Source organism: Pannus brasiliensis CCIBt3594, assembly GCF_036688125.1.
Taxonomy (GTDB): Bacteria; Cyanobacteriota; Cyanobacteriia; order Cyanobacteriales; family Microcystaceae; genus Pannus; species Pannus brasiliensis.
Genome location: NZ_JBAFSM010000001.1, coordinates 118,929 through 143,395, shown reverse-complemented (window position 1 = coordinate 143,395; position 24,467 = coordinate 118,929). Strand labels below are relative to the sequence as shown.

General features: G+C 54.2%; 18 protein-coding genes and 1 pseudogene. 15 read left to right on the top strand and 4 right to left on the bottom strand.

Annotated features, from left to right (window positions below):
- Positions 1–44: 44 nt before the first annotated feature.
- Positions 45–3,665, top strand: a pseudogene (locus V0288_RS00795) (PAS domain S-box protein); the annotation flags it as partial.
- A gap of 33 nt (positions 3,666–3,698) precedes the next feature.
- Here V0288_RS00795 and V0288_RS00790 read toward each other — a convergent pair.
- Positions 3,699–4,772 carry a response regulator gene (locus V0288_RS00790; RefSeq protein WP_332863091.1) on the bottom strand — a complete coding sequence of 358 codons (1,074 nt, stop codon included), beginning with the start codon at positions 4,770–4,772 and terminating at the stop codon, positions 3,699–3,701.
- Positions 4,773–5,072: 300 nt separating this feature from the next.
- On the opposite strand from V0288_RS00790, the gene V0288_RS00785 reads away from it, so the two are divergent.
- The gene (locus V0288_RS00785) at positions 5,073–5,795 is read left to right on the top strand and encodes a PAS domain-containing protein (RefSeq protein WP_332863090.1); all 723 of its coding nucleotides are present in this window, start codon (positions 5,073–5,075) and stop codon (positions 5,793–5,795) included.
- Here the strand turns inward: V0288_RS00785 and V0288_RS00780 are convergent.
- Both V0288_RS00780 and V0288_RS00775 read right to left on the bottom strand, forming a co-directional pair.
- On the bottom strand, positions 5,752–7,095 hold the full coding sequence (locus V0288_RS00780) for a DUF4335 domain-containing protein (protein WP_332863089.1): 1,344 nt from the start codon (positions 7,093–7,095) through the stop codon (positions 5,752–5,754). The two genes, V0288_RS00785 and V0288_RS00780, sit on opposite strands and share 44 nt — an antisense overlap.
- Positions 7,096–7,313: 218 nt before the next feature.
- The gene (locus tag V0288_RS00775) at positions 7,314–7,892 is read right to left on the bottom strand and encodes a DUF3038 domain-containing protein (RefSeq protein WP_332863088.1); all 579 of its coding nucleotides are present in this window, start codon (positions 7,890–7,892) and stop codon (positions 7,314–7,316) included.
- A 142-nt stretch (positions 7,893–8,034) separates the two neighbouring features.
- Between V0288_RS00775 and V0288_RS00770 the strand changes: the two genes are divergently transcribed.
- The 4 genes from V0288_RS00770 (at position 8,035) to V0288_RS00755 (ending at position 12,380) form a co-directional block, all read left to right on the top strand.
- Positions 8,035–9,600, top strand: a complete 1,566-nt coding sequence (locus tag V0288_RS00770) for a Na+/H+ antiporter (RefSeq protein ID WP_332863087.1) — start codon at positions 8,035–8,037, stop codon at positions 9,598–9,600.
- Positions 9,601–9,804: 204 nt separating this feature from the next.
- Positions 9,805–11,535 carry a diflavin flavoprotein gene (locus tag V0288_RS00765; RefSeq protein ID WP_332863086.1) on the top strand — a complete coding sequence of 577 codons (1,731 nt, stop codon included), beginning with the start codon at positions 9,805–9,807 and terminating at the stop codon, positions 11,533–11,535.
- Positions 11,536–11,755: 220 nt separating this feature from the next.
- On the top strand, positions 11,756–12,004 hold the full coding sequence (gene rpsP, locus V0288_RS00760; RefSeq protein ID WP_332863085.1) for a 30S ribosomal protein S16: 249 nt from the start codon (positions 11,756–11,758) through the stop codon (positions 12,002–12,004).
- Positions 11,997–12,380 carry a KH domain-containing protein gene (locus V0288_RS00755; protein WP_332863084.1) on the top strand — a complete coding sequence of 128 codons (384 nt, stop codon included), beginning with the start codon at positions 11,997–11,999 and terminating at the stop codon, positions 12,378–12,380. Before rpsP ends, V0288_RS00755 begins: the two co-directional genes overlap by 8 nt.
- Positions 12,381–12,446: 66 nt before the next feature.
- Here the strand turns inward: V0288_RS00755 and obgE are convergent, their stop codons facing one another.
- Complete coding sequence (obgE, locus tag V0288_RS00750) at positions 12,447–13,478, bottom strand: GTPase ObgE (RefSeq protein WP_332863083.1); 1,032 nt, start codon at positions 13,476–13,478, stop codon at positions 12,447–12,449.
- Between the two features lie 55 nt (positions 13,479–13,533).
- Between obgE and V0288_RS00745 the strand changes: the two genes are divergently transcribed.
- The 9 genes from V0288_RS00745 (at position 13,534) to V0288_RS00705 (ending at position 23,564) form a co-directional block, all read left to right on the top strand.
- Positions 13,534–13,659, top strand: coding sequence for a hypothetical protein (locus tag V0288_RS00745; RefSeq protein WP_332863082.1), 126 nt, complete (start codon positions 13,534–13,536; stop codon positions 13,657–13,659).
- Positions 13,660–14,284: 625 nt separating this feature from the next.
- On the top strand, positions 14,285–15,754 hold the full coding sequence (nifB, locus tag V0288_RS00740; RefSeq protein ID WP_332863081.1) for a nitrogenase cofactor biosynthesis protein NifB: 1,470 nt from the start codon (positions 14,285–14,287) through the stop codon (positions 15,752–15,754).
- A 15-nt stretch (positions 15,755–15,769) separates the two neighbouring features.
- Positions 15,770–16,147, top strand: a complete 378-nt coding sequence (locus V0288_RS00735; protein WP_332863080.1) for a 4Fe-4S binding protein — start codon at positions 15,770–15,772, stop codon at positions 16,145–16,147.
- Positions 16,148–16,285: 138 nt separating this feature from the next.
- Positions 16,286–17,488 carry a cysteine desulfurase NifS gene (gene nifS, locus V0288_RS00730; RefSeq protein ID WP_332863079.1) on the top strand — a complete coding sequence of 401 codons (1,203 nt, stop codon included), beginning with the start codon at positions 16,286–16,288 and terminating at the stop codon, positions 17,486–17,488.
- A 62-nt stretch (positions 17,489–17,550) separates the two neighbouring features.
- The gene (nifU, locus tag V0288_RS00725) at positions 17,551–18,456 is read left to right on the top strand and encodes a Fe-S cluster assembly protein NifU (protein ID WP_332863078.1); all 906 of its coding nucleotides are present in this window, start codon (positions 17,551–17,553) and stop codon (positions 18,454–18,456) included.
- A gap of 390 nt (positions 18,457–18,846) precedes the next feature.
- Positions 18,847–19,725 carry a nitrogenase iron protein gene (gene nifH / locus V0288_RS00720; RefSeq protein ID WP_332863077.1) on the top strand — a complete coding sequence of 293 codons (879 nt, stop codon included), beginning with the start codon at positions 18,847–18,849 and terminating at the stop codon, positions 19,723–19,725.
- Between the two features lie 86 nt (positions 19,726–19,811).
- Positions 19,812–21,248, top strand: a complete 1,437-nt coding sequence (gene nifD, locus V0288_RS00715) for a nitrogenase molybdenum-iron protein alpha chain (RefSeq protein WP_332863076.1) — start codon at positions 19,812–19,814, stop codon at positions 21,246–21,248.
- A gap of 136 nt (positions 21,249–21,384) precedes the next feature.
- Entirely contained in the window at positions 21,385–22,920 is a 1,536-nt protein-coding gene (gene nifK / locus V0288_RS00710) for a nitrogenase molybdenum-iron protein subunit beta (RefSeq protein WP_332863075.1), read from the top strand.
- Positions 22,921–23,252: 332 nt separating this feature from the next.
- The gene (locus tag V0288_RS00705) at positions 23,253–23,564 is read left to right on the top strand and encodes a Mo-dependent nitrogenase C-terminal domain-containing protein (RefSeq protein ID WP_332863074.1); all 312 of its coding nucleotides are present in this window, start codon (positions 23,253–23,255) and stop codon (positions 23,562–23,564) included.
- The last annotated feature ends 903 nt before the right edge of the window (positions 23,565–24,467 follow it).

The window sequence follows — 24,467 nt, the reverse complement described above, 5'->3', positions numbered from 1 at the left end:
GCTACGATCGAAACAATCGCGTTCGGGTTTTCTGTGCGCCCCTTATGTTCAGTAGTGCCTCTCTTTCCATACCGACTTTAGAAGCGATTCTCACGACCGATTTCCTCCTCGTCACTCCCGATACCTCTCTCGGCGAAACGATCGACCTCCTGAATCGAGAAGAGGGAAAAAATTGCGTTCTCGCGCGGGGAAAACCGGGATTACCGAGAATCGTCACCGAAAAAGCTATCCTACAGGCGATCGCCACCGTTCGGGATTGGCGGGAAATGCCGATCGGGGAAATCACGGATCGATCGAGCGTCACCCTCACCTACACGGGAACGGAAAACGCCCTGAGTGCCTGGACTCTGGCGCGCCGACACGGGCTGTCCCGTTTGCCGGTAGTGGACGAGGAAGGGGAATTATTGGGGATCGTCACCGCGGAAAACCTGATCCGGGCGATCGATCCGGTCGCGTTCGCCGGGGCGATCGACGCTCACCACGATCGACAGATTCTCGAATCGATCGCCCGCGAGGTTCGATCGCTCTACGAGAACGTTTCCTGTGGCTACCACTGCCTCGACGGAGAGGGATTCATCGTCGAAATGAACGATACCGAACTAAAATCGCTCGGTTACACCCGCGAGGAAGTGATCGGCAGACATATCACCGATTTTCTACCCCCGGAGGGAAGAGAGAGCTTCGAGCGGAATTTTCCCGTATTTAAAGAGCGGGGGTGGATCAACAATATCGATCATCCGATCTACCGGAAAGACGGTTCGATCCTGTTCCAAAATCTGAGCGCGGAGGCGGTTTACGATGACGAGGGGAATTTTTTACTGGGTCGATCGGTGGTGATCGATGTGACCGACTACAAGCGACTCGAACGCACCCTGCGAGATTCCGATCGCAAATTACAAGATATTCTCAATAGCCGGATCGTGGCGATCGCCAGTTTTCGCGTTTTCGCCGATCGCGATTGGGAGTACGAGTATTATTCCGCGGGTTTCGAGGCTCTGTTCGGTTATACGGCGGACGAATTTCTGGCGGATAAAACCCTGTGGGTGTCTAGCGTCATCCCTCTGGAGGGAGATAATTTATTCGAGCGCCTGTTCGAGGCTTTCTTCGCCGAACGATCGATCGCGGCCGAGTATCGCTTCCGTTGTCAGGATGGCTCGATCCGCTGGTTTTATAGTACCTACGCCTCCCGGAAAAGCGAGGAAGGATACTGGACGGTCACGGCGGTTAATACCGATATCACCGATCGGGTAGAAGCGAGCGCGAGACTGCAACGGCAACTAGAACGGGAACAAGCGATCGTGGAGATCACGAACTATATCCGACAATCCCTAGACGTGAACGAGGTACTACAGCGAACCGTCGATCGGGTACGCCGGTTACTCGCGACCGATCGGGTCATTATCTTCCGTTTCCAGCCGGATTGGCAGGGAGAGGTCGTGGTGGAATCGGTAGCGCCCGGTTGGCCCGCGATTCTCTCCACCGTGATTTTCGATCCCTGTTTCGGCGAGCGCTACGCGGAACCCTACCGCCAGGGAAGGGTATGGGCGGTCGAGGATATCCGGGCGATCGATCTCGATCCCTGTTATCTCGAACTTCTCGAACCGTTTCAGGTTAGGGCGAATCTTGTCGTCCCGATCCGACAGGGCGAGAATCTCTGGGGCCTGCTGATCGCCCATCACTGCTCGGGCCCCCGACGATGGACACCCGACGAGATCGAGCTACTCCGACAGTTGGCACTCCAGGTCGGTATCGCCGTTCAACAATCGGAACTCTATCAGAATACCCACCGCCAACTGCTCGAACGCCAACGAGTCCAGAACGCTCTCTTGGAAAGCGAGGAACGCTTCCGTTCCCTGTGCGCTTCCGCCCCGATCGGCATCTATCTGACCGATGCCAACGGTATCAATCTCTACGCGAACGATCGCCTGCGGGAAATGCTCGATTCGAGGGATATCGAGAGCATCGGGGACGATTGGGTGAAGACGATCCATCCCGACGATCGATCGGCCGTTTTCGCGGGATGGAAAGCCATGTTACGGGGAGAGGGAGATCCGGTTCCGGAGTTCCGAATGTTAACCCCGTCCGGCGGGACGCGCTACGTGACCTCGCGGATAGCCCCGATCCGTTCGGCGAGCGGGGAGGCGATCGGTTATGTGGGTACGACGATCGATATCACCGATCGGATACGGGCCGAAAACGCCCGGTGCGAGAGCGATCGCCGCTACGTCAATCTAACCGAAGCCTCCCCGGTGGCGATCTTCCGTTTCGACATCAACAGTCAATGTATCTACCTGAACCGTCGCTGGAGCGAGATGACCGGGCGATCGATCGAGGAAGGTATGGGCTTAGGTTGGGTAGACACGATTCACCCCGACGCTCGCGATAGCACCCTGCAAGCCTGGGAACGATGGCTATCGGGCGATCGGAGTAGTCCCTACGGAAGAGAAACGTATCTTCTTCGCCCCGATGGGAGTATTTGTTGGGTTTACGCTCAGATCCTCCCCGAAACCGATGAAAACGGTGTGACGATCGGTTACGTGGGTTCGATGACGGATATTAGCGATCGGGTGCGAGCCGAGTCCGCCCTACGGGAGAGCGAGCGGAAACTACAAGCGATCCTCGATCATTCTCCCGCCGTGATCTACGTGATCGATCGCGAAGATCGATTACTACTGGCCAATCGCCGTTACGCCGAACTGCTCTCGACTACCTTGGACGAGCTTTCCGGTAAAAGCATTCACGAGTATTGGCCCGCGAGAATCGCCGCCACTTTCGCGGAAAATAATCGGCAGGTCTGGGAATCCGGCCGATTGGTGCAATCCGAGGAAGTCGTGCCGCACCCGGACGGACTCCATACCTATTTAACGGTCAAATTTCCCCTTCTGGACGGGGACGGCACACCCCACGCGGTCTGCGGCATCTCCACCGATATTACCGAGAGAAAACGACTGGAAGAACAGTTTTACCGCGCCCAGCGTTTAGAAAGCTTGGGAACGCTCGCGAGCGGGATCGCCCACGACCTGAACAACATTCTCACCCCGATCCTGACGATCGCTCAAGTTCTTTCCCTGGAATTGACCGACACGAGCGAGTCTATCCGGCAACTTTTGGAAGCGTTAGAAGGTAGCGCCAAACGGGGAACGGCAATGATCCGGGAAATTTTACTGTTTTCCCGCGGCGGCGATGGAAATCGCGTCCCGATATCGGTGCTCCCCCTTCTCTCGGAAACCCTCCAGATCGCCCGGAACGCTTTCCCGAAAACTATCCGGGTATCGTTCTCCCGTCCCGATGGCGAGGTGTGGCCCGTTGCCGCCGATCCCACGCGACTGCAACAGGTGGTGATGAATCTACTCGTTAACGCCCGCGATGCCATGCCCGACGGCGGACAATTAACGCTGAGAGTCCGAAATGTTCGGATTAACGAACGGTTCGCCCGGATCGACCCGGACGCGCGGCCGGGTTCCTACGTGTCGATCGCCGTGTCCGATACCGGGACGGGGATTCCCCGCGAACGGCTCGATCGCATTTTCGATCCCTTTTTCACGACCAAGGAACCGGGCAAAGGAACCGGACTCGGTTTGTCCTCCGTGTTGGGAATCGTCCGAAATCACGGCGGTTTCGTGTGGGTATCGAGCCGGGTGGGGAAAGGCTCGCGATTGACCGTGTACCTGCCCGCGCTGTCGGGGGAAAACCCGGCCTCACCGTACACGGGAGAGCGTCCGGCTGACGAGTTCCGGGCCGAGAATCGGTTGACTCACGAAGTCATCGAACCCGACGGCGAATACCCGCTCGATCAGGCTCGGTTCGGTGTTCGGGATCAGCGCGATCATCGGTAAATTCCGCCAGCGGAGAGTCTGTCGCGTGGTTTTACCGAGTTCGAGCGCGTCGATCGCGGCGGTTCCCGCGTTGATCATCACCAGGGATACTTTCACTTTCTCCAGCGTTTGCCAGTATCGCGCGACGGAATCGACGGCGATCGCCTGTATCCCCCGATCGGCCAGTAATCGCCCGATCGAGTCCCGTAGAGCGGGCGAGTCGGTTAAAAGGAGTACCGTCGGTCGCTCGGGTTTTCCCGGACCCGGTTCGATCGACCCCGAAAAGCGGGCATTCATTCGGTAGCCCACCCCGTACACCGTTTCCACGAGTCCGAACGGCGCGCCGACCCCCTGTAATTTCTTCCGCAGTTCTTTAACGTGATAGCGGACGGATTCTTCCCCTCTGGGCTTATCGCTCTCCCATACCCGCTCGATAATTTCCGCCGGACTCCAAACCCGCCGGGGTTCCCGTAAGAGTAATTCCAGTAACGCGTATTCTTTGGCGGTCAGGGTTAGGAGCGTTCCCCCGTAAGTGACAGAGCGCCGGTTCGGATCGAGGCGCAGGTTTTCCCACTCCAGTACGGGGGCGCCCGCCACCTTGCCCCGACGCAGGAGCGCGTGAACCCGCGCGAGCAGTTCCGAACTATCGAAAGGCTTGACCACGTAATCGTCGGCCCCCGTGTTCAGGGCGATCGCTTTTTCCTGTCGATCCTCGATCCCCGTCAACATCAGGATCGGCATCCGGTAGCCGCGGGAGCGGATCTGTTGACAGAGCGCGATCCCGTCCAAACCCGGAAGCCGGATATCGAGCAGGATCAGGTCGTACTCGAAAGCCTCCACCATCTCCAATCCCGTCCGGCCGTCCGCCACGGTATCTACCGCGTGACCCCGCGAGGCGAGAAGGTGTTTTACCGTCATCGACACGAATCGGTCATCTTCGACCACGAGAATCTTCATAAAAGCTTATAAACTATCCGCTCTTGCCTGAATCGCTCGTTACGAACGATCGCTTTTTCGCGAACCGATCAATCCAGACCGGGATTGTTTAAAGTAGCTCGCGTTTTTTCACAACTTCCTCACGGTCGATCCTCATAATTAAAAAGGAAGAGAGACACTCAACTTTTCCGCCGCGAACGTAAAGATCGTTACCCGCCAGCTTCCCTTCCCCTTATTCTACTCCTTTCCTCGATTTTCATGCACCCGTTGAATTCTATCTTTACTCATCTTTTACATCCGGCGATCGGTGCTAAAAAACCGATGGCGTATACTGGGAAAAATTTGGACGAAAGCGAGGGAACTCCGCCGCTCGTTCTCCAACTCCTCGCCCGATTACCCCGATCGATCTGCCAGAAAGTGGCCGGACAATTCGCCTGTATGATTCATGTATTCGATCTGGTAGAACAGCGAAATCTGTGGGTCAGCGGTTCCGTCGCGGAACGGTTAGGATACACGCGAGAGGAAATTCAAACGATGGGAATGTTGGCTCTAGCCACCCTCGTACACCCCGAAGATCTCACGCTCGTCGCCGAATATTTCCAGCGATTTTCGGGCCTTCAATCGGGAGAAATTCTAGAAATCACCTATCGTATGCGACGCGCCGACGGAACGTGGGGTCGGTTCCGCTCGCGGGAAACCCCCTACCTTCGATCGACCCGCGACCCGTCCCCGCAACTGCTCGGCATCGTCGAGGAAATCGCCGAAACCCGACCGTCCCCGATCGGGCGAACCGCCCCGGAACCCTCCCCGTCGGTCGATCGGACGCGCTACTCGATCGAGATCGTCACCGGGGAACCCGACGGAACCTACTCTCTGGGCCCCTTCGGGAGGGCGGAAACCGAGTTTCTTTACCACCGCTACTTTCGAGGGTTACAGGACGGCGAGGACGGCCGGATCGCCGTCTCGATCGAGAAAAGTCCGATTTCCCGCCGTCCCCCGCTCAGGGTTGTTCCCAGAAAGTCCGAACCGTACCGTCCGGGCTGAGAACGAGACGTACCCGCGGATTTCCCGGAACCTCTAGGGGAGAAACGAACGGCTCGTTGAGTAGGGGCATTCCCACTCGATCGAGATACACCCCGGCCGCCCGTCCGAGGGGGATAATCTGTTTGAGCGAGCCGTCTGGATTCATCACCAGACGGTATTCTAGGGTCTGTTTGAGGCTTTCCGGCGGTTTCCAGCGCGCTTTGAAATACTCCCGCGTCTCGGCCACCTGGGGGATAGTATCCAGTAAATTCGTCTCCGGGGCGATCGCCGTTTCTCGCGGGGGAGCGGCCGGCGCGAGCGCGTTCTCGTCGCTTTTTTCCGGGGTAGGGGGAGCGATCGGCGGTAGTTTCGGCAGTTTCGGCGGCGCGGGGGTCGGGTTCAGCGTCTTCGGGCTGACCTGTTCCACGGCGGGAGAGCGATCGCTAATCGGGGCGGGCGGGGCGGTAATCGGCCCGGCCGGTGTCGGGGAATCATTCCGCGGTTCGATGACGCTCGCGGTTCCCGAGGGCGAGGGGCCGGCCGCCGGCGGGGGCGGTAACTTCGGCGGCGGCGGCACGACGAGCGGAACCGAAGAGGGTCGTAGCGGCGGGACGACACCGCCCGCGGTCGGTGGCGGGGGTAACGGGGTTTTCCCGCTCAAAGTCGTCGGGACTCTCGGCGAGGGAGCGGCCGGCCCCGTCGGGGGGAGGGGAAGGTCGGGAAGTTGACCGGTAATCGTCGGCGAGGGCGCGGGGGCTAGAGTCGCGACATTCTCCCCCTGATACGTCCTCAGCGCGATCACCGTCCCCCCGACCGCGGCCACCGCGCCCGCCGCTACCACCGACCAGATCAGCGCGGATTTCCGACCCTGTTTCCGGAGCAATTCCGGGAGGATTTCCGTTTCCGAGCCGTATTCTTCCAGCGCGTTGGCCAGATCGAACAACTGCGAGGTGGTGATCTCGATCGAACCCCGATCGCTATCCGCCGTCAGGGAACCGAAAGAGAGTTCGTGATGGAGAAAGTCTTTCGGCACTAGCGAGGGCAGGGAGGGCAAAGGCGGGGTAGCAGGCGAATCGACGGGCGAAATCGCCAGTAACCCCTGAACGTAGCGATCGACGATCTCCCGCAATAACTGCAACTGCGAGCGATCGCCCCGTAACGTTACCTGTCGCTCCTCGGCGATTCTCGGATCGTCCAGACGCAATTCAAAACGAGCGTCCGATAAAAGATTTTTTCCCGCCCAAACCGATAACGGCGAATTTTTTCCCCAGATTTCCAGGGTACAGGTCGGCGGCGTGTACTTGCGGATTAACGTGTTCATAACGCTTAGGAGACAGGAGACAGGAGACAGGAGACAGGAGGCAGGAGACAGGAGACAGGAGACAGGAGACAGGAGACAGGAGTCAGGAGTGGGGGGTGGGGAGATGGGGAGATGGGGAGATAAGGAGATGGGGGATATTTTCGGAAAAAGACTACTTTTAATCGATTCATTTTTTCCCCCTTCCCCTTTCCCTTTCCCCCTGCCTCCCGCCTCCTCTTTCACCCGATCAACGCTAACCAGAGGCGGCGATGACCGTTCGGGGCGCTATAAAACAATAGATCGATCAAGAGCTTGAAGGCCAGCCGTGTCAATTTTGCGGACGGGATGGTGTCGCCGTCCTCCATGCGATCGAGATAGGTATTACTAAACCGGTCTAAATAATCTCCCAAAAGACCGATGCGGTGGGGTTCTTGGTTCTCGGCGGTCACTTGTTCCAGTAAAACCACGGCCCGGCGGATCGGTTCCTGGTAGCGGCGCGCCAGATAACCGGTCACGAGAACCAGGGCGCGGGCTTCCTCCACGTCTAATTTCTTGCGTCCTCCCGAGCTTTTGCGCTGTGGGTTCGACTGTCGCAAACGCCAGAGAGCCATTCGATCGGCGATCGTCTCCTCTACCCCTAACTCCCTGGCGGCCTCGACGATCGCCTCGGAATTAATGTTCGCCAACGATTCGAGAGCCGTCAGAATTAAATCCAGGTGGGCTTTTATACTCTCTAGGCGTTCCTCATTCGGCGATTCCGGGAGGGGTAGATCCTCCGGTCGCGGGGACTCGTTCGCGGTGTTCACAGTCGGACGCATAGACGGGAAATAGGGATGACGATAAATTTCGGGATCGATCGGGGAAACCTTGTTCTCTCGAAAAAGAGGCTCGTTCTAAAGTGTCATAATAATCTAGATCGCTCTTTATTCTCTTCCTAACCCGGCATCGCAATCCTATCCAATGAGCCTAGAAACCGTTACCGATGAAGTTATCAAGCAAAATTTAGAACAATTTCTGATCGTTCTCTCCGTTTCTTTAAGCGTGGCCACCGTTTCGCGGATTTTTAGCTGGTTTCGTCAGATTCCATACACCCTCCTCCTCGTGATCGTCGGACTGGGACTGGCGTTTATCGATATCCATCTAATCAATCTCTCGCCCGAACTTATTCTAGAAATTTTCTTGCCCCCTTTGTTGTTCGAGGCCGCGTGGAATACACGATGGCGCGATCTTAAGGCCAATTGGATACCCGTGATCCTGTTCGCGGTGATGGGGGTGATCGTCTCGATCGTCGGGGTAGGCTTCGCTCTCAACCAGTTTACCCCGCTCCCGCTCGTTACCGCGCTCTTGGTCGGGGCGAGTCTGTCCTCGACCGATCCCGTGGCCGTGGTGGCGTTATTTCGGGAATTGGGGGCGAGTAAACGCTTAACCGTACTATTAGAGGGGGAAAGCTTATTTAATGACGGTGTGGCGGTAGTTGCCTTCGTTTTACTGGTAGAAATTCCCCTCGGGGCGCACGGTTTATCCGTGGAAACGACCCTTAGCCGGGTTTTCGCCTTCGTCGGGATCGGGGTGGCGATCGGCGCTCTCGTCGGTTTCGGCATCTCCTACCTCACCCAGCGTCTCGATCTGCCGTTGGTAGAACAATCCCTTACCCTCGTCTCCGCTTACGGGGCTTATTTGTTAACCGAGGAGTTCGGTGGCTCGGGAGTGATCGGCGTGGTGACAACCGGGCTTATTCTCGGCAATTTCGGCTCGCGGATCGGCATGAATCCCCGTACCCGCTTGTTAGTGACCGAGTTCTGGGAATTTCTCGCGTTTTTCGTCAACTCGATCGTCTTCCTGCTCATCGGCGATCAGATCCGTCTATCCACGCTCACCGATAATCTCAATCTCATCTTTATCGCCATCGCCGCGGTGGTACTGGCGCGTCTGGTAGCTACTTTCGCCCTAGCCACGCTCAGTAATTGGATCGCCAAAACCGAGATCGATCTGCGGGAAAAAACGGTTTTATGGTGGGGAGGACTGCGGGGTTCGGTCTCGATCGCCCTCGCGCTGAGTGTCCCCGTTATCCTGCCCAATCGTCAGGATATCATCGATATCGTCTTCGGAGTCGTTCTGTTTACTCTTCTCTTCCAAGGGCTAACGATTCAATGGTTACTCTCTAAACTCGATCTCATCGGCGATCGACCCCTCCGTCAGAATTATTCCGAACTACTGGCGCGCCGCGTCGCTCTCAAGCGAGTATTAGATTATCTCGCCAAATTGGAGCAATCGCCCGATATCGATCCCGAATTCTTCAGTTACGAGCAACATCTCGTCAAACAACAGTTAAAAAACGTCGAGGACGCGATTCAAAATCTCAATGATAGCTATCCACAATTACAATTGTTGACGATGGAACAACTGCGCGAAACTCTGTTAGATATAGAAGCGGACACCTACGCCGAATTTATTCGATCGGGCCGCCTAAGCACTAATCTCTCCCCCGTTTTGCAAGAAATTCTCGCGGAAAGTAAGGAGCCTTAGAGGGCGGGAGGCAGGAGGTAGAAAAAATCAGAATTGTTCCGACAAAAAGGGAGAGATAGAATCGCAAATTCTAACGAACGGAATACGGTTTAGAATATCGAGGTAGGGGCGAGGTCTCCTCGCGAGATCCTGGCGAAATCGGTCGATCGATGTAATGGTTCGGCTCATCTAGTAAGCGTATTAAAAATAAAGGAAAAAACTACCATGAATTCTATCGTCAATAAAGCTAGAGATGTACAGGTCGTGCCGATCGCCGCCGATACGTTCGTGTTCCGCTCGCGGACTTGGGAGCGCTTGAAATTCGAGATCGAGTACGGTTTACAGAAAGGAACCACCGCCAATAGTTACTTGATCCGATCGGATAAAATCGCCCTCTTCGATCCCCCCGGAGAATCCTTCACGGAAATCTTTCTCCAAGCGCTAACGCAACGGCTCGATCCCGCCTCGATCGACTATTTCATCCTCGGCCACATCAACCCGAACCGAGCCGCGACCCTGAAAGCACTGCTAGAACTCGCCCCGAACGCGACCCTAGTTTGCTCGAACCCCGGCGCGCTATCGGTCCGGAAAATCCTCGAAAACGACAATCTAAATCTTCTGATCGTCAAAGGGGAAGAAACGTTATCTCTCGGCGAAAACCATACCTTAGAATTCATCCCCACCCCTAACCCCCGTTTTCCCGATCAACTCTGCACTTACGACACGAAAACGGGCGTTCTTTTCACCGATAAACTGTTCGGCGCGCACGTTTGCGGCGATCAGATTTTCGATGAGGGTTGGACGATCTATAACGAGGATCGACGCTATTACTTCGATTGTCTCATGGCTCCCCACGCGCGACAGATCGGGGCGGCTTTAGAGAAAATCGAAGGGAAAAACGCCTCGTTTTATGCCGTCGGTCACGGGCCGCTCGTTCGCTACGGTTTACACGAATTAACCCTCGCCTATCAACAATGGTTGACCGAACAGAACGCGAAGGAGTTGACAGTCGCGCTAATTTATGCTAGTGCCTACGGGAATACGGCGACACTGGCGCAGGCGATCGCGATGGGAATCACGAAAGCGGGCGTGGCGGTAGAGGCGATCAACGCGGAATCCGCGGAACCCGAGGAGATCAAAACGGCGATCGAGAAAAGTGCCGGATTCATTTTCGGTTCCCCCACCCTCGGCGGCCACGCGCCCACGCAGATCCAGACCGCGCTGGGAATCACCCTCGCGAACGGCGATAAAAGTAAGCTGGTAGGGGTTTTCGGTTCCTACGGCTGGAGTGGCGAGGCGATCGATATGCTGGAGAGTAAATTTAAAGACGCGGGCTATCGCTTCGGATTCGAGCCGATCCGGGCGAAATTTAAACCCACCGCCGCGATTTTAAAAACCTGCGAGGAAGCGGGAACCGATTTCGCCCAAGCGATTAAAAAAGCCCAAAAAGCGCGAAAACCGAAGGGAAGTGTCAATCAATCCGCCTCCGATCGCATGGAGCAGGCACTAGGTCGAATTGTCGGTTCTTTATGTATTGTCACCTGCGATCGGGAAGAACTCCGGGGCGCCATGTTGGCCTCCTGGGTATCGCAGGCCACGTTCACCCCACCGGGCTTAACCATCGCCGTCGCCAAAGAACGGGCGATCGAATCCCTCCTCCACACCGGTAATCCCTTCGTCCTCAATATTCTCCAAGAAGGCCAGCATTTAGGCTTAATGAAGCAGTTTCTCAAGCCCTTCGCCCCCGGAGAAGACCGCTTCGCCAATATCGATATCGAGATCGCCGAAAATGGTTCGCCCATCCTCACAGACGCGCTCGCCTACCTAGAATGTCGGGTCGCCAGTCGGATGGAATGCGGCGATCACTGGGTGATTTACGCGACCGCGGACAAGGGCAAGGTACTCCACGACGGACTAACCGCCATCCATCACCGGAAATCGGGAATTCATTATTAGATTCGGAGGCAGGAGTCAGGAGACAGGAGACAGGAGACAGGAGACAGGAGGCAGGAGACAGGAGGATTTTAGCTATAGCTTTCAGTTTCTCCCCATCTCCCTATCTACCCTTTCTCCTTTCCCCTTTCCCCATCCCCCCATCTCCCCACCGGGATAAATCTCGCTCGCCGAATTTCCACTCGGTTGAGGTAGAATCGGAAAGGAGTATTTTCGTGTCACCATGATCAAATTACGTCTGAAACGATTCGGGAAAAAGCGGGAGGCGAGCTATCGGATCGTCGCCGCTATTAGCACCAGCCGCCGCGATGGTCGTCCCCTAGAAGAACTCGGTTTTTATAACCCCAGAACCGATGAAGTCCGCTTGAACGAGGAAGCGATTATCAAACGCCTGCAACAAGGGGCCCAACCGACGGAAACCGTGCGTAGCCTGCTAACGAAGCAGAAAATCTTCGAGAAAGTCAATGCCTAATCTTCAATCGAATTCTACCGGCCCTGACTATATCGGGCTGGTCAAGTTTCTCATCGAGCCTTTTCTAGAAGACCCCGACGCGCTCAGTATCGATCTCGAATATTACCGACAGAAGGAACGGGTGTGGATTCGTCTAGCCTTCGACGAGACGGATAAAGGCAAGGTATTCGGTCGCGGGGGACGCAATCTACAGGCGATTCGCTCGGTCTTGGAAACCACGGCTAACGGTACGGGTCGATCGCTGTATCTAGAAGTCTACGAGGGCGAACAACGTCGTGGCGGCCGCCGTCCCGGTAATTATACCAACGGTTTCGAGAGACGGCCGAACAATCGCCGACCTCGCTCAGCCCCCCGTCGTCCGATCGAGCATACTTGAGTGGGGAGTGGGGAGATAGGGGAGAAGCCGATCGCTAAACATCTCCTAACTCCTACCTCCCGCGCCCTACATCCGAATCTCTTCGCTTTCCCGCTCGTTTTCCGCATCGATCGAGTCTAAAGTATTCCAAACTCTTTCTAATAAGCTATCTAAACCCGATCGAGTGACGGCGGAAATCGTCAGGATCGGCGAATCGGTCGCGCGCGAGAACTCGGTTTTCAATTCTTCCAGCGTTTCCGCGTCTATCGCGTCGATTTTATTTAAAACCAGTATTTGCGGGCGATCGATCAATCCCCGTCCGTAGGCGGATAACTCCCGTTGAATAATCCGGTAATCCTCGATCGGATCTTCCGAGGTGACGGCGACTAGGTGAATTAACAGGCGAGTTCTCTCGATATGGCGCAAAAACTCGTGGCCTAGTCCGATTCCCTCGTGCGCGCCCTCGATCAGTCCCGGTATATCCGCGAAAACCGTGCCGTCTCCCGTGGGTTTGCGGACGACTCCCAGATTCGGGATCAGGGTGGTGAAGGGATAATCGGCGATTTTCGGGCGCGCGGCCGAGAGAGCGGAAATTAACGTCGATTTTCCCGCGTTCGGTAGCCCGATAATGCCCACTTCCGCCAGTAATTTCAATTCCAGGCGTAAATTGCGTTTTTCCCCGTCTAAGCCCGGTAACGCGTATTCGGGGGCGCGATTTTTATTGCTTAAAAAATGTTGGTTTCCTAGTCCCCCTTTCCCACCGGCGGCCACGACTAGGGTTTGTCCCTGAGTGACGAGATCACCGATAATTTCCTCGCTATCGAGATCGTACACCACCGTACCGCGGGGAACTTCCACCACTCGATCGCTTCCGTTCGCGCCGGTGCAATTGTTCGGGCCGCCACGCTTGCCATCATCGGCTTTAAAACGACGTTGATATTGAAAATCTAAAAGGGTTTGTAAATTGTCGGTGGCGACAAAAATCACCGATCCCCCCTTGCCCCCGTTGCCCCCGGAAGGGCCTCCCGCGGGGACGTATTTCTCTCTACGGAAAGCGACGATGCCATCGCCTCCCTTACCGCCCTCTACCTCGATTTCGGCTCGATCGATAAACTGCATAACCGGAATACACGCGCGATATTGTCCGCTGATAGATTACCGGTCGGGTCGATCGATGTCGTCGCGTAACCCTATCGAACCGATAGCCTTCAGACCCTCTTATTCTACCGGTAGGCAGGGGGCAGGAGGCAGGAGGCAGGGGGCAGGAGGCAGGAGGCAGGGGGCAGGAGGCAGAAGGTAGGAGGAGAGGGTAAAGGGTAAAGGGTAAAGGTAAAGAGACCAAAAGTAATTTTTTCCCTTTTCCCCTTCCCCTTTTCCCCAAAAACTCCCCCATCTCCCCATCCCCCCCATCTCCCGATAACGACTGCGATTGTTAAAGAAATCGAAAAGAAGAGAGAAATCCCGATTCCCGTGATACAGTATATTTAGATACAGATTAGTCGCCCCATCGGATAGGTAGCGAGCGCGCGAGTGCAGAAGCGAGAAGATGTGGAGTACAGCCCGTAAGAACGGTAAGCCTAGCGGTTCGCACCTCTAGGGCATGAGTGCAGAAATACAGGATGGAAACTGTGAAAATACCGATCCCTCCCCTCGGAAAAACCAGTCCCCCATCCCTGAAAAAAAATTTTTTCCTGATTTCGTAAGGGTTTCTAGGCGCGAGTACGCGCTAGATAAACTCAATCAATCTGAACGCATCTACCCTCGCGAGTACCGCCGGACGGGGGTGGTATAACTTGTTCATCAGCAAAGAGAGAGGAGTTGAACGAGCGAGAGAGTTGTACTTGAAAGTCGATCGAGACAACACGATTTCGCCGATCCAACGTTCCGAGATTTGATTCTGTCCACAACGAGTATCACGGAATTCAATGTTAGAGACAACCAGCACACTAACTGCCGCGCCCCAAGCCGCGACACTGCCGACCTTTTCCACGACCGAGAAAAAAGCCGCTAGTAACTGCGGGTGCGATAGTGGTTCCGCGCCCGCGCCGGAGATGGACGAGAAAACCCGTCAACGGATTGAAAAACATCCTTGTTATAGCGAGGAAGCGCATCATCATTACGCTCGGATGCACGTCGCGGTCGCCCCGGCTTGCAATATTCAATGTAACTACTGCAATCGTAAATATGATTGCGCGAACGAGAGCCGGCCGGGTGTGGTTAGTGAGGTTCTGACACCGGAAGAAGCGGCGCATAAAGTGTTAGTTATCGCCGGAAAAATTCCCCAAATGACCGTGTTAGGAATCGCCGGCCCCGGCGATCCGCTCGCCAACCCGAAACAAACCTTTGAAACGTTCGATCGCATCGCCGAAAAAGCTCCCGACATCAAACTCTGTCTCTCGACCAACGGCTTGATGCTTCCCGAATACGTGGAAAAAATTAAAGAACTGAACGTCGATCACGTTACCCTGACCATTAATATGGTCGATCCCGAAATCGGCGAGAAAATCTATCCCTGGGTACGTTGGAATCGCAAACGTTACAAGGGAGTCGATGCCGTTAAAATCCTCCACGAGCGCCAGATGGAAAGCCTCGACGCGCTCCGCGAACACGATGTTCTCTGCAAGGTGAACTCGGTGATGATCCCCGGTATCAACGACGAACACCTCGCCGAAGTGAATCAGGTGATCCGATCGAAAGGCGCGTTCCTCCACAATATTATGCCCCTGATCTCGGCGGCGGAACACGGAACCTACTTCGGACTGACCGGACAGCGCGGCCCCACCCCGAAAGAACTGAAAGCCCTTCAAGACGCGTGCGCGGGCAACATGAAAATGATGCGCCACTGCCGTCAATGCCGCGCCGATGCCGTGGGATTACTGGGTGAAGATCGATCGCAGGAGTTCACCAAAGACAAATTCATGGAGATGTCTCCGGAATACGATCTCGAAAAACGCAAAGAAGTCCATGAAGGGATCGCCAAATTCCGCGACGAACTGAAAGCCGCCAAAGAAGCCAAAGCCGCCGCGAAAAAAGGTCAAGCCGGCCCGAAAATCCTCGTCGCCGTGGCTACCAAAGGACAGGGAATCGTCAACCAGCACTTCGGACACGCGAAAGAGTTCCAAGTCTTCGAGGTGGATGGTGTGGAAGCGAAATTCGTCGGCCACCGCAAGATCGATAACTACTGCCAGAGCGGTTACGGCGAAGACGCGACGCTAGAGGGAATTATCAAATCGATCGCCGATTGTAAAGCCGTTCTCGCCTCGAAAATCGGTTCCTGCCCCCAAGATCAACTGCGCGCCGCGGGAATCGAACCGGTGGAAGGCTACGACACGATCACCCAGGTCGCTCTCGATTACTACGAGAAATACCGGGAAACGCAACTTCAAACGCATTAAGAAACGGATGACAAGTTGACTATTCGGTTAGAGGGGGTACACATCATGGCTTACACGATCACCCAGTCCTGCATCAGTTGCGATCGATGCCGTCCTCACTGCCCCACGGGCGCTATTAAAAACATCAACGGGGTGTACTTCATCAATCCCAGACTGTGTAACGATTGCGTCGGTTATCACGGAACGCCCCAGTGTGCCTCTTTCTGCCCGACAACCTCCGCTTGTCAACCGAGTTCACCCGCTTCCGATGATTATTGGGAATCTTGGTTCAACCACTACGATCGACTGGTGAAAAATCTCAAAACACGGCAACAACCGCAATATTGGGACACCTGGTTCGATACCTATTCCCGGAAACTCCAATCCCTAATTTCCGTGAGCGGTCAGCCGTAGGGTGGGTAGGGTGGATTAGCGAAGCGTAATCCACCAAAAATGAGAGAACAATAGGCAGACAGAAAAAGATCGAGAAATCCTGTTCTTTCCCCACTCCCGACACCTTCACTTCATCATCTAATCACCTGGTATCCGGCCATGAGAGATTGCATATATCTAGACAACAACGCCACGACGAAAATCGATGAGGAAGTCCTCTCGGCAATGTTGCCCTACCTAACCCTGTATTACGGGAATCCCTCTAGTATGCACACCTTCGGGGGGCAAGTGGGCAAAGCGGTCAAAACGGCCAGAGATCAAGTGGCTTCCCTGTTGGGTGCGGATCATTCCGAGATCGTGTTCACCAGTTGCGGGACGGAAAGTAATAACGCCGCGATTAGAGCCGCGTTAAGCGCCCTCCCCGATCGCAAACATATTATCACCACCGTTGTCGAACACCCCGCCGTCCTCAATCTCTGCAAACAGTTAGAGAAACAGGATTACACCGTGACCTATCTCTCGGTCAACGGACAGGGACAGCTAGATCTCGATGAATTAAGCGCCGCGTTAACCGGAAATACCGCGCTCGTGTCGGTGATGTACGCGAATAACGAGACCGGGGTGATTTTCCCCATCGAAAAAATCGGCGCGATGGCCAAAGAATACAGCGCGATCTTTCATGTGGACGCGGTGCAAGCGGTGGGAAAAATTCCCCTCGACATGAAAACTAGCACGATCGATTTTCTCACCCTTTCCGGTCACAAACTCCACGCCCCTAAAGGTATCGGCGCGTTATATATCCGTCGCGGAACCCGCTTCCGTCCCCTGTTAATCGGCGGACACCAGGAAAGAGGCCGCCGCGCGGGAACGGAAAATGTACCCGGATTGATTGCGCTGGGGAAAGCGGCGGAATTGGCGGAATATCACCTCGTTAACGTCGAACACGAACAACAACTGCGCGATCGCTTGGAACACGGCATTTTGACGACGATTCCCGACACGGCGATCAACGGTCATCCCGTGCAGAGACTGCCGAACACCACCAATATCGGCTTCAAATATATCGAAGGGGAAGCGATTTTATTATCCCTCGATCGCTACGGGATCTGCGCTTCTTCCGGTTCCGCCTGTACCTCCGGCTCGCTCGAACCCTCCCATGTCTTGAGATCCTACGGATTACCCTATAGCGTCCTGCACGGTTCGATCCGCTTCAGTCTCTCCCGGTACACCACCGCCGAAGAGATCGATCGAGTCCTGGAAGTCCTGCCCGAGATCACCGAGCGTCTCCGCGCCCTCTCTCCCTTTAACAGCGATGACGCGGACTGGCTCAAAGAGCAAGAACAGGCGGTTTTAGCCCGATAGAAGCTACCGGCTTTCAGCCCCTAAATAACTCCTAAATAATTCGTAACGACGGGTAATTGACCATGTGGGAATATACAGACAAAGTAATGGAATATTTCTATAATCCTCGCAACCAGGGAGCGATTACAGAAAAAGAGGACGGTCAAGCGCTCACGACCGGGGAAGTGGGAAGTATCGCCTGCGGGGATGCCCTGAGACTGCACCTGAAAGTCGATGAAGCCACCGACATCATTCTCGACGCGAGATTTCAAACCTTTGGCTGTACCAGCGCCATCTCCTCCTCCTCCGCTCTGACGGAACTGATCATCGGCAAAACCCTCGATGAAGCCCTGAAACTCACCAATAAAGACATCGCCGATTTTCTGGGGGGATTGCCGGAAGAGAAAATGCACTGTTCCGTCATGGGACAGGAAGCGCTAGAGGCCGCGATCTTCAACTACCGGGGAATCCCTCTCGACAACCATGAAGATGATGAAGGCGCTCTCGTTTGTAAGTGCTTTGGGGTCACGGATGCCCGAATCCGTCGGGTTATCCTCGAAAACGACCTCACCACCGCCGAACAAGTTACCCACTACGTCAAAGCCGGAGGCGGCTGTAGTTCCTGCCTCGCTGACATCGATGACCTCATCGCCGAAGTTGCTAAACAGAAAGCGCAAACCGTGGCGATGGCAAACTCGGTTACTCACCCGTCGCGCTCCGGTGGCGTGTCCACTGCTGTTAGCGCTCGACCCCTGACTAACCTGCAAAAAATTAATCTAATCCAGCAAATTCTCGAAGAAGAGATCAAACCCGTCCTCGCGGAAGATGGCGGCGACGTGGAACTGTTCGACGTGAGCGGGAATCTCGTTCAAGTCATTCTCAAAGGCGCTTGCGGTTCCTGTTCCAGTAGTACCGTCACCTTAAAGATAGCGATCGAGGCGCGTCTCAAAGAGCGTATTTCTCCCGACATTATCGTTGAATCGGTGTAAACCCATGATTTATCTCTCCGGTAAAACGAGAGAGCGGTCGCCTCCGGCGCGGCTTCGCCGAGCGCCCCCTGAACGACGCTCTCTCAACGGACAGAAAGGATAACCCATCCGAAAATGTCCAACAGGAGATTAGATGATTGACCGGGATAAGCGTAACGAAATATTTTCGCTCTGTCTTATCCCCTTCCCCCCATCTAAAACCCTACCCGAACCTATACCCTCTCAAACTTTCACTTCACCCGGATTTTAGATCGATCGAGCGAGAATTCCGAGAAATCGAAGGGGCGAAATCCCTACCTATCACTGAAAACGTTCCGGTTTCCCCGATCGGTATCTAAAATCACCCCAACGTTCGTTCACTTATTGTTCTAGTTTAAGCGAGAAATCACAATGCGTCAGATAGCATTTTACGGCAAAGGCGGTATCGGTAAATCCACCACTTCCCAGAACACCATCGCGGCGTTAGCTGAAAAAAACCGGATCATGATCGTCGGTTGTGACCCCAAAGCTGATTCTACCCGCTTAATGTTACACAGTAAAGCCCAAACCACGATTCTTCACCTAGCGGCGGAACGCGGTTCCGTAGAAGACCTCGAACTCGAAGAAGTGCTACTCAACGGTTATCAAAATGTCCGTTGCGTCGAGTCCGGTGGTCCGGAACCCGGTGTAGGATGCGCCGGTCGGGGGATCATCACCGCCATCAACTTCCTCGAAGAAAATGGAGCTTACGAAGACCTCGATTTCGTTTCTTATGACGTGTTAGGCGACGTGGTTTGCGGTGGTTTCGCGATGCCCATTCGGGAAGGCAAAGCCCAAGAAATCTACATCGTGACCTCCGGGGAAATGATGGCGATGTACGCCGCTAACAACATCGCCCGTGGGATTCTCAAATACGCTCACTCCGGCGGTGTCCGTCTCGGCGGTCTGATCTGCAACAGCCGTAACGTCGAAAAAGAAGTCGAACTGATCGAAGAATTAGCCCGTCGCCTCGGCACTCAAATGATCCACTTCGTACCCCGTAGCAAACAGGTACAGGAAGCGGAAATCCGTCGGATGACCGTGATCGAATACTCCCCCGAACACCCCCAAGCGGACGAATACCGCACCCTGGCGCGGAAAATCGAGGAAAACAAAAACCTCGTCATCCCGACCCCGATCACGATGGACGAACTCGAAGAACTGCTCATCGACTTCGGCTTACTCGGTGGCGATGCCGAATACGAAAAAGCGCTCGCCGCGGATCAAGGCAAAGCTCCCGCGACCGTCTAGTTAACGCGCTAGAGGCGCGATCCGATCGCGTCTCTACCTCCCCCGTCTTCCGAATCCCAACACTACTGATACCCGAGAACACGGCTATGACGACCACAGAAGAAAAGAAACAATTAATCGAGGAGGTCTTGTCGGTTTATCCCGAACAAGCCCAGAAAAAACGCTCGAAACACCTCAACGTCTTTGAAGAAGGTAAAGCCGATTGCGGGGTTAAATCGAACGTCAAATCTCTTCCCGGTGTAATGACCACTCGTGGTTGCGCCTACGCCGGATCGAAAGGGGTGGTTTGGGGACCGATCAAAGACATGATCCACATCTCCCACGGGCCCGTCGGTTGCGGTTATTACTCCTGGTCCGGTCGCCGCAACTACTACATCGGCACCACGGGCATCGATACCTTCGGCACGATGCAGTTCACCTCCGACTTCCAAGAAAAAGACATCGTGTTCGGCGGTGACAAAAAACTGAGCAAACTGATCCTAGAGATCGAAGAATTATTCCCCCTCAACGGCGGGGTGTCCATCCAATCCGAATGTCCGATCGGTCTCATCGGAGACGACATCGAAGCGGTCGCCAAAAAAACCGCGAAACAAATCAATAAAACCGTCGTTCCCGTTCGTTGTGAAGGATTCCGCGGCGTTTCCCAATCCCTCGGACACCACATCGCCAACGACACGATCCGCGACTGGGTATTCCCCGCCGCCGACAAAGAAGATCTCGGCTTTGAACCCTCTCCCTACGATGTCGCGATTATCGGCGACTACAACATCGGTGGAGATGCCTGGTCTTCCCGCATCCTTCTCGAAGAAATGGGCTTACGCGTCGTCGCGCAATGGTCGGGCGATGGAACCCTCCACGAGATCAAATGCACGCCGAAAGTCAAACTGAATCTCGTCCACTGCTATCGTTCCATGAACTATATCAGCCGCCACATGGAAGAGAAATACGGGATTCCCTGGTTTGAATACAACTTCTTCGGCCCCACCAAAATCGCCGAATCCTTAAGAGCGATCGCCGCTCACTTCGATGACACGATCAAAGAAGGAGCCGAACGCGTTATCGCCCAATATCAAGCCCAAGTCGATGAAATCATCGCCAAATACCTGCCCCGTCTCGAAAACAAAACCGTGATGATGATGGTCGGCGGTCTGCGCCCCCGTCACGTCGTTCCCGCCTTCTACGATCTCGGCATGAAAGTGATCGGTACGGGCTATGAATTCGGACACGGCGACGACTACAAACGGACCACCCACTACATCGAAGACAGCACTCTGATCTACGACGACGTGACCGGTTACGAGTTCGAGAAGTTCGTCGAAACCCTCAAACCCGACCTCGTGGCTTCCGGGATTAAAGAGAAGTATGTCTTCCAGAAAATGGCGCTTCCCTTCCGTCAAATGCACTCCTGGGATTACTCCGGTCCCTACCACGGATACGACGGATTCGCCATCTTCGCCCGCGATATGGATCTAGCCCTCAACAGCCCCACCTGGGATCTGATCGGCGCTCCTTGGAAAAAGTAAGAGAGACGGAGAGATAAGGAGACGGTGAGATAGGGAGTAAACCCGATAAAATTTACCCTCCTCCTCCCCCTCCTGCCTCCTGCCCTCTGCCTCCTGCCTTCTCATCTAATCACCATTTCTCAAGAGGAAACTGAAAATGGCTCAGAATGTAGACAAGATTAAAGACCACGCCGAACTATTCCAGGAACCCGAGTATCAGGAACTGTTTAAAGCGAAAAAAGCTTTCGAGGGAATGCCCGCGGATGAAACGGTGAAAGAAGCCGCCGATTGGACGAAAACCTGGGAATATAGAGAGAAAAACTTCGCCCGTGAAGCTCTCACCGTTAACCCCGCCAAAGCCTGTCAGCCTCTCGGCGCGATCCTCGCCGCGGTCGGTTTCGAGGCTACCATGCCCTTCGTTCACGGTTCCCAAGGTTGTGTAGCCTATTTCCGTACCCACTTCACCCGTCACTTCAAAGAACCCTTCAACGCGGTTTCTAGCTCGATGACCGAGGACGCGGCGGTGTTCGGTGGACTGAAAAACATGGTGGAAGGGTTGGCTAACACCTACGCCCTCTACAAACCGAAAATGATCGCCGTCTGCACCACCTGTATGGCGGAAGTTATCGGGGATGACCTCGGCGCGTTCATCACCACCTCGAAAAATCAGGGTTCGATTCCCGAGGATTTCCCGGTTCCCTACGCTCACACCCCCAGCTTTGTCGGTTCCCATACCACGGGTTACGACAACATGATGAAAGGGATTCTCACCACCCTGACCGCGGGTAAGAAAAAGGAAACCACCAACGGGACGATTAACTTTATCCCCGGTTTCGAGACCTATATGGGCAACTTCCGGGAACTGAAAAGCCTGTTGAAAGCGATGAACGTTAACGCGACCATCCTGGCCGATAACGAGGATTATCTCGATTCTCCCAACGATGGAACTTACCGGATGTATCAAGGGGGAACCCCTCTCGATGTAGCGGCGGAATCGATCAACGCGGAACACACGATCGCCCTGCAAACCTACACCACCAGCAAAACCCGCGACTATATCGCCAAGGAATGGGGACGGCCCACCTCGGTATCCCGTCCCTGGGGGATCAAAGCCACCGATGAATTCCTCATGAAACTCTCGGAACTCACCGGCAATCCGATCCCGGCGGAAATCGAGAAAGAACGCGGCCGCGCGGTAGACGCGATCACCGACACCCAAGCCTGGTTACACGGCAAACGCGCCGCCCTCTACGGCGATCCCGATCTCGTGATGGGTTTACTGCAATTCCTGTTAGAAGTGGGTATCGAACCGGTTCACGTCCTCGTTACCAACTCCACCCCAGAATTTGAAGCGGAAGCGAGAGCGCTCCTTGATAGCAGTATCTACGGCAAAGGCGCGACGGTTTGGGGTGGTAAAGACCTGTGGCATATGCGATCGCTCCTGTTCACCGAACCGGTTGACTTCTTAATCGGTAACTCCTACGCCAAATATCTCTGGCGGGATACCGGAACCCCGTTAATCCGCATCGGCTACCCGATCTTCGATCGCCACCACCTCCACCGCTATAGCACGATCGGTTACAACGGCGCGATTAACCTACTCAACTGGATCGCGAACAGCATCCTCGACGAACTCGATCGCAACACGATCGTCCCGGCGAAAACGGACATTTCCTACGACTTGATCCGCTAATCCGCTCAATGCCCGAATAGTTAATAGTGAGAGCGTTCACTATTAACTATTTGTGTTTCCGTGTAAATTTTTGGAGCATTTTTTAAATGCTTTAAGAAAAGAATTTTTTTTATTTTAAATTGCAAGAAAATGAATCGTTCTATACTTCCTTACGGCTAGAAAGGCGATAGTATAAAAATAGCCCTAGTGATTAGGATACCGAGAGAGAATATAAATTTCGATCGTGGCTGATTTTTTTTCTATCCTTCTCCCGATATATCGATTCTTTTCTAAAAGAAAATCGCACCGAAAAAGCCATAAAAGCTCATCCCACCTATCCAGAATTAACGACTATGACGCTAACTCATTCCCATCCGCCACTCCCCGGCAAACCGAATCGCTTTCCCGATCTTCTCGCCCCGCTCCGACACTCGATCGATAGTATTCAAGTGAAAGATGTCCGATTCGCGCGTTTCCTCGCTCGGGTTATCCCCTGTTGTTGCCCGTTTGAACGAGATGTTACTCTTTTCGGTCGTACCCTTTTTCATATCCCTCCCCTGTGCAAATTAAATCCCCTCTACGATGAGACGGTCGCCCTCCGTTTCCGCGCTCTCAGTTATCTCGCGGACGAGCGCGGGGAAGATATTAGCCGTTATATCTGTTAATTGTCCAAAATAGCCAGAATTCACGCAACAATTTCCGACCTAGAAACTATTCCTCTAGCGGTAATTTTTTTCCATTCCCGCTCGAAGAGCGATCGCTCTCGAATCGCCCGTTTAAAATTCCGATCGGGGAAGGATTTCGCTCGCGAGTTACCAACCGTTTCTCCCGTTCGAGACGTGATCACCCTCTCTTCTCGGGAAGTTCCGATCCGATCCGCGTTTCCGCTTGTGATTCTAACCGTAACCTACCCCGGAGTGATCGAAGAGCGCTATAGGGTGGGGTCGAGTAAGAACGGGGACAAAAGGAGAAGCGCGCTCCGGGAAAGATTATCGAACGCTCCCCGGCATTTTGATACCGGCAAAATCGATTCACACTCAATTACCGATCGTATACCGGATTTGATTTTTGATTTTGGAATATTGGTTAGAATCCGGCCTGGATATAAATTTAACTAAATCGATCTGGCATTTCGCAAAAAACTTTGTATCTCATCGATTTTTTAAATCAAAAGAAGACTTAGAAACTCTTTTACATAAACTTTTAAATGAAAGAAGTTTACTTATTCAATGGGAGCGAAAGCTAAAAATTAAGGATGAGGGTAAGCCGCACGTATTTTAAATCGCGTGTTTCGGGTGCTGAACCCCTAGCTCGGCTTGGATCACCCCGGAAATTTAGATGCCTAACAGCGTTATCAATCGTAAATTCCATTTAATTTATGGACAGCTTAACACCTTGATAGATAGTAAAGATGTAATCCCGACGGAATCGCGTGGAGGTTTTCTATCGAGAAGCACCATGTCTTCGCGTTTCCGCTATCGGCCAACCCGGAGTCGGGATGCCTTCACCGCTTAGAAAGGGAATTCGGGCTAGATTTCGGATCGGGAGTTGTTTAAGTAGCACGATTC

Bases quoted from the DNA above. Each gene is read 5' to 3' on its own strand.
- nifH (WP_332863077.1), top strand. From the start codon at position 18,847: ATGCGTCAGATAGCATTTTACGGCAAAGGCGGTATCGGTAAATCCACC.
- V0288_RS00745 (WP_332863082.1), top strand. From the start codon at position 13,534: ATGTCGTCGCGTAACCCTATCGAACCGATAGCCTTCAGACCCTCTTAT.
- nifD (WP_332863076.1), top strand. From the start codon at position 19,812: ATGACGACCACAGAAGAAAAGAAACAATTAATCGAGGAGGTCTTGTCG.
- V0288_RS00755 (WP_332863084.1), top strand. From the start codon at position 11,997: ATGCCTAATCTTCAATCGAATTCTACCGGCCCTGACTATATCGGGCTG.
- V0288_RS00775 (WP_332863088.1), bottom strand. From the start codon at position 7,892: ATGCGTCCGACTGTGAACACCGCGAACGAGTCCCCGCGACCGGAGGAT.
- obgE (WP_332863083.1), bottom strand. From the start codon at position 13,478: ATGCAGTTTATCGATCGAGCCGAAATCGAGGTAGAGGGCGGTAAGGGA.
- V0288_RS00765 (WP_332863086.1), top strand. From the start codon at position 9,805: ATGAATTCTATCGTCAATAAAGCTAGAGATGTACAGGTCGTGCCGATC.
- rpsP (WP_332863085.1), top strand. From the start codon at position 11,756: ATGATCAAATTACGTCTGAAACGATTCGGGAAAAAGCGGGAGGCGAGC.
- nifU (WP_332863078.1), top strand. From the start codon at position 17,551: ATGTGGGAATATACAGACAAAGTAATGGAATATTTCTATAATCCTCGC.
- V0288_RS00780 (WP_332863089.1), bottom strand. From the start codon at position 7,095: ATGAACACGTTAATCCGCAAGTACACGCCGCCGACCTGTACCCTGGAA.
- nifS (WP_332863079.1), top strand. From the start codon at position 16,286: ATGAGAGATTGCATATATCTAGACAACAACGCCACGACGAAAATCGAT.
- V0288_RS00705 (WP_332863074.1), top strand. From the start codon at position 23,253: ATGACGCTAACTCATTCCCATCCGCCACTCCCCGGCAAACCGAATCGC.
- V0288_RS00790 (WP_332863091.1), bottom strand. From the start codon at position 4,772: ATGAAGATTCTCGTGGTCGAAGATGACCGATTCGTGTCGATGACGGTA.
- V0288_RS00770 (WP_332863087.1), top strand. From the start codon at position 8,035: ATGAGCCTAGAAACCGTTACCGATGAAGTTATCAAGCAAAATTTAGAA.
- V0288_RS00785 (WP_332863090.1), top strand. From the start codon at position 5,073: ATGGCGTATACTGGGAAAAATTTGGACGAAAGCGAGGGAACTCCGCCG.
- nifB (WP_332863081.1), top strand. From the start codon at position 14,285: ATGTTAGAGACAACCAGCACACTAACTGCCGCGCCCCAAGCCGCGACA.
- nifK (WP_332863075.1), top strand. From the start codon at position 21,385: ATGGCTCAGAATGTAGACAAGATTAAAGACCACGCCGAACTATTCCAG.